Below are 5,445 nucleotides of genomic sequence, written 5' to 3'. Positions count from 1 at the left end.
AACACAGCATGAAGTTGCAACATATATAGATCACCGTGAGGTAAGGTCGAAAAGTTCATTAAAGAGATATCATTTATACAACGCAGCGAGGCAATCAGGTACGGTTTGAAAGTACATTGAACCGAGCTGTTTCTTAAGTCTGTAACTATCAGACAACATAATACAAATAGAATAAAGACTATTAATAATTCGTTAGAATAAGAATGGTCAGCGTTCGAACTACAACATTTTACAATGGAGAGTTTGATCCTGGCTCAGGATGAACGCTAGCGGCAGGCCTAATACATGCAAGTCGAGGGGTAGTGGTTGCTTGCAACCATGAGACCGGCGCACGGGTGCGTAACGCGTATGCAACCTACCTTCATCAGGGGGATAGCCCGGAGAAATCCGGATTAACACCGCATGAAATCACAGAACGGCATCGTTCAATGATCAAACATTTATGGGATGGGGATGGGCATGCGTGTCATTAGTTAGTTGGCGGGGTAACGGCCCACCAAGACCGCGATGACTAGGGGATCTGAGAGGATGACCCCCCACACTGGTACTGAGACACGGACCAGACTCCTACGGGAGGCAGCAGTAAGGAATATTGGTCAATGGGCGAGAGCCTGAACCAGCCATGCCGCGTGCAGGAAGACGGCCCTCTGGGTTGTAAACTGCTTTTATTCGGGAATAAACCTACTTACGTGTAAGTAGCTGAATGTACCGAAGGAATAAGGATCGGCTAACTCCGTGCCAGCAGCCGCGGTAATACGGAGGATCCAAGCGTTATCCGGATTTATTGGGTTTAAAGGGTGCGTAGGCGGCCTGTTAAGTCAGGGGTGAAAGACGGTAGCTCAACTATCGCAGTGCCCTTGATACTGATGGGCTTGAATGGACTAGAGGTAGGCGGAATGTGACAAGTAGCGGTGAAATGCATAGATATGTCACAGAACACCGATTGCGAAGGCAGCTTACTATGGTCCTATTGACGCTGAGGCACGAAAGCGTGGGGATCAAACAGGATTAGATACCCTGGTAGTCCACGCCCTAAACGATGAACACTCGCTGTTGGCGATACACAGTCAGCGGCTAAGCGAAAGCGTTAAGTGTTCCACCTGGGGAGTACGCCCGCAAGGGTGAAACTCAAAGGAATTGACGGGGGCCCGCACAAGCGGAGGAGCATGTGGTTTAATTCGATGATACGCGAGGAACCTTACCCGGGCTTGAAAGTTAGTGAAGTTCCCAGAGATGGGAGCGTCCGCAAGGACACGAAACTAGGTGCTGCATGGCTGTCGTCAGCTCGTGCCGTGAGGTGTTGGGTTAAGTCCCGCAACGAGCGCAACCCCTATGTCTAGTTGCCAGCACGTAACGGTGGGGACTCTAGACAGACTGCCTGTGCAAACAGAGAGGAAGGAGGGGACGACGTCAAGTCATCATGGCCCTTACGTCCGGGGCTACACACGTGCTACAATGGATGGTACAGAGGGCAGCTACACAGCAATGTGGTGCAAATCTCAAAAAGCCATTCACAGTTCGGATTGGGGTCTGCAACTCGACCCCATGAAGTTGGATTCGCTAGTAATCGCATATCAGCAATGATGCGGTGAATACGTTCCCGGGCCTTGTACACACCGCCCGTCAAGCCATGGAAGTTGGGGGTACCTAAAGTACGTAACCGCAAGGAGCGTCCTAGGGTAAAACCGATAACTGGGGCTAAGTCGTAACAAGGTAGCCGTACCGGAAGGTGCGGCTGGAATACCTCCTTTCTGGAGTAGTATGGACTACTCGCTGCGTAAAAAATGATACATATCTCTTAAGATACCAAGAAGACGAGCCATCGGCACGACACCATGTCTGCTAGCGGCGAGATTGTAAGATAATTACGATTTACCGAATTACGAGTTACGATTTAAGAAGGAAACGGAAGCAAATCGTACGTCGAAAATCTACAATCGTACATCAAATAGTCCCGTAGCTCAGCCTGGTTAGAGCACTACACTGATAATGTAGGGGTCTCCAGTTCAAATCTGGACGGGACTACAAGCGCAAGTTTTTTTGGGGGATTAGCTCAGCTGGCTAGAGCGCCTGCCTTGCACGCAGGAGGTCAACGGTTCGACTCCGTTATTCTCCACCATCACCGGTACCTAAGATAAAAGGTACGTTTATAATAGGCATCAGTGCCCGGGATTGAAAAGTTCTTTGACATATTGGAAGAAGTTAAAATAGAAGAGCAAACAACAATAGAGACGTTGTTGCTTCGGATTGCCGTAAGGCATGATGATTTGACAACATATCAAAAAAAGCATTTCCATAGGCGCAAAAGGCTATGGGGAGAAGAAAGTAAGAAAGAGTATACGGGGGATGCCTTGGCTCTCAGAGGCGATGAAGGACGTGATAAGCTGCGATAAGCCGCGGGGATTGGCAAATATGATTTGATCCGCGGATTTCCGAATGGGGAAACCTGGCATGTTGAAGACATGTCGCACATAGTGCGCAAACCTGCCGAACTGAAACATCTAAGTAAGCAGAGGAAGAGAAAATAATAATGATTTCCTAAGTAGTGGCGAGCGAAAGGGAAAGAGCCCAAACCAGTCATGTCACGGCATGGCTGGGGTTGTAGGACCATGACGTGATTATAATGCAGTGAAGTGGAATGGGATGGGAAGCCCAGCGATACACGGTGATAGCCCGGTACACGTAAGCACCATTAGTCTAGTGGTATCCTGAGTACCGCGAGGTCGGAGACGCCTTGTGGGAATCTGCCGGCACCATCCGGTAAGGCTAAATACTCCTGAGAGACCGATAGTGAACCAGTACCGTGAGGGAAAGGTGAAAAGAACCCCGAACAGGGGAGTGAAATAGAACCTGAAACCGTATACTTACAAGCGGTCGGAGCGTCCAGGTGGCGTGACGGCGTGCCTTTTGCATAATGAGCCTACGAGTTACTCTTCTCTGGCAAGGTTAAGTGCTTCAGGCACGGATCCGAAGCGAAAGCGAGTCTGAATAGGGCGCATAGTCAGGGGAGGTAGACGCGAAACCTTGTGATCTACCCATGGACAGGTTGAAGGTGCGGTAACACGTACTGGAGGACCGAACCGATAAACGTTGAAAAGTTTCCGGATGATCTGTGGGTAGGGGTGAAAGGCTAATCAAACTGGGAAATAGCTCGTACTCCCCGAAATGTTTTTAGGAACAGCGTCGTGGTGAGTTATATAGAGGTAGAGCTACTGATTGGGTGCGGGGGAGTCAAATCCTACCAAATCCAGACAAACTCCGAATGCTATATAATATACACGGCAGTGAGGCGCGGGGTGCTAAGGTCACGCGCCGAGAGGGAAAGAACCCAGACCATCAGCTAAGGTCCCTAAGTTACCGCTAAGTTGAACTAACGAGGTGCGATTGCATAGACAGCTAGGATGTTGGCTTGGAAGCAGCCATTCATTTAAAGAGTGCGTAACAGCTCACTAGTCGAGCGATCGTGCATGGATAATAAACGGGCATTAAGTGGTACACCGAAGCTATGGATGATATTTATATCATGGTAGGGGAGCATTCCAGCGGCAGCGAAGTTGTGGCGTGAGCCATGGTGGAGCTTCTGGAAAAGCAAATGTAGGCATAAGTAACGATAAGGCGGGAGAGAAACCCGCCCACCGAAAGGATAAGGTTTCCTGATCAACGCTAATCGGATCAGGGTTAGTCGGGGCCTAAGGAGAACCCGAAGGGGATATTCGATGGACAACGGTTTAATATTACCGTACTTTTTATAACTGCGATGTGGGGACGGAGTAGTGACACTGCCGCGATCTGACGGAATAGATCGTTAAAGACAGTAGGTATTAGAATGGTAGGCAAATCCGCCAATCTAGCTGAAAGTCGATAGTACCGCAAGCCCTCGGGTGAGTGGATAGCGCAGGTAATCAGACTTCCAAGAAAAACCGCTAAGCTTCAGGTTATGAAAACCCGTACCGCAAACCGACACAGGTATCCGGGAAGAGAATTCTAAGGTGCTCGAGTGAATCATGGCTAAGGAACTCGGCAAAATGGCCCTGTAACTTCGGGAGAAGGGGCGCTGTCAGCAATGGCAGCCGCAGTGAAAAGGCCCAGGCGACTGTTTAACAAAAACACATGGCTTTGCAAAATCGAAAGATGAGGTATAAGGCCTGACACCTGCCCGGTGCTGGAAGGTTAAGAGGGGATGTCATCCGCAAGGAGAAGCATTGAATCGAAGCCCCAGTAAACGGCGGCCGTAACTATAACGGTCCTAAGGTAGCGAAATTCCTTGTCGGGTAAGTTCCGACCTGCACGAATGGTGTAACGATCTGGGCGCTGTCTCAGCCATGAGCTCGGTGAAATTGTGGTCCCGGTGAAGACGCCGGGTACCCGCAACGGGACGGAAAGACCCCATGCACCTTCACTACAATTTAACATTGACATTGGGCACAGGATGTGTAGGATAGGTGGGAGGCTTTGAAGCGGCGTCGCTAGGCGTCGTGGAGCCAACGTTGAAATACCACCCTTTCTGTGTTCGGTGTCTAACCCGCCACTGGCGGGGACATTGTTTGATGGGTAGTTTGACTGGGGTGGTCGCCTCCAAAAAGGTAACGGAGGCTTTCAAAGGTAAGCTCAGTACGCTTGGTAACCGTACGTGGAGTGCAATAGCATAAGCTTGCTTGACTGTGAGGCAGACAAGCCGAGCAGGGTCGAAAGACGGATATAGTGATCCGGTGGTTCTGCATGGAAGGGCCATCGCTCAAAGGATAAAAGGTACGCTGGGGATAACAGGCTGATCTCCCCCAAGAGCTCATATCGACGGGGAGGTTTGGCACCTCGATGTCGGCTCGTCACATCCTGGGGCTGGAGAAGGTCCCAAGGGTTCGGCTGTTCGCCGATTAAAGTGGCACGCGAGCTGGGTTCAGAACGTCGCGAGACAGTTCGGTCCCTATCTGTTGTGGGCGTTGGAATTTTGAGTGGGGCTGACCTTAGTACGAGAGGACCGGGTTGGACTAGCCTCTAGTGAATCTGTTGTTCCGCCAGGGGCATTGCAGAGTAGCTACGCTGGGGATAGATAAGCGCTGAAAGCATCTAAGTGCGAAACTAGCCACGAGATGAGAGTTCCATATAGGGCCGTGGAAGACTACCACGTCGATAGGTCATAGATGTAAAGCTGGCGACAGCACAGTCGAGTGATACTAATAACCCGAGGCTTTCAAGAGCAACACGTTGTTTGCTCTTCAAAATTGACTTCTTTCAATAATATGTCATTCTGGGAATGGACCATGTCCGCCCATTAAAGATATTCAGGTGCCTATATCGGCGGTGTCCACCTCTTCCCATTCCGAACAGAGAAGTTAAGCCCGCCAGAGCCGATGGTACTGCAGTAACATGTGGGAGAGTAGGTCGGTGCCAGATCCTAAAGATTGCCCCGTCACGAAAGTGGCGGGGCATTTCTGTTTTATGGGC

At 50.2% G+C, this 5,445-nt stretch carries 2 tRNA genes and 3 rRNA genes; all 5 read left to right on the top strand.

Annotated elements, in window-relative coordinates:
* Positions 1-231: 231 nt before the first annotated feature.
* The 5 genes from EZ428_RS23870 to rrf all read left to right on the top strand — a co-directional run bounded on the left by EZ428_RS23870 (position 232) and on the right by rrf (position 5,394).
* A 16S ribosomal RNA gene (locus EZ428_RS23870) occupies positions 232-1,751 on the top strand.
* Positions 1,752-1,950: 199 nt separating this feature from the next.
* Positions 1,951-2,025, top strand: a tRNA-Ile gene (locus EZ428_RS23865).
* A 17-nt stretch (positions 2,026-2,042) separates the two neighbouring features.
* Positions 2,043-2,119 (top strand) — tRNA-Ala (locus EZ428_RS23860).
* A 200-nt stretch (positions 2,120-2,319) separates the two neighbouring features.
* A 23S ribosomal RNA gene (locus EZ428_RS23855) occupies positions 2,320-5,197 on the top strand.
* A gap of 85 nt (positions 5,198-5,282) precedes the next feature.
* A 5S ribosomal RNA gene (gene rrf, locus EZ428_RS23850) occupies positions 5,283-5,394 on the top strand.
* The 16S, 23S and 5S rRNA genes sit together here with 2 tRNA genes alongside, the layout of an rRNA operon.
* Positions 5,395-5,445 lie beyond the last annotated feature (51 nt).

It is taken from the genome of Pedobacter frigiditerrae, from assembly GCF_004331645.1.
Taxonomy (GTDB): Bacteria; Bacteroidota; Bacteroidia; order Sphingobacteriales; family Sphingobacteriaceae; genus Pedobacter; species Pedobacter frigiditerrae.
This window is presented reverse-complemented; position numbering and strand designations above follow the sequence as displayed.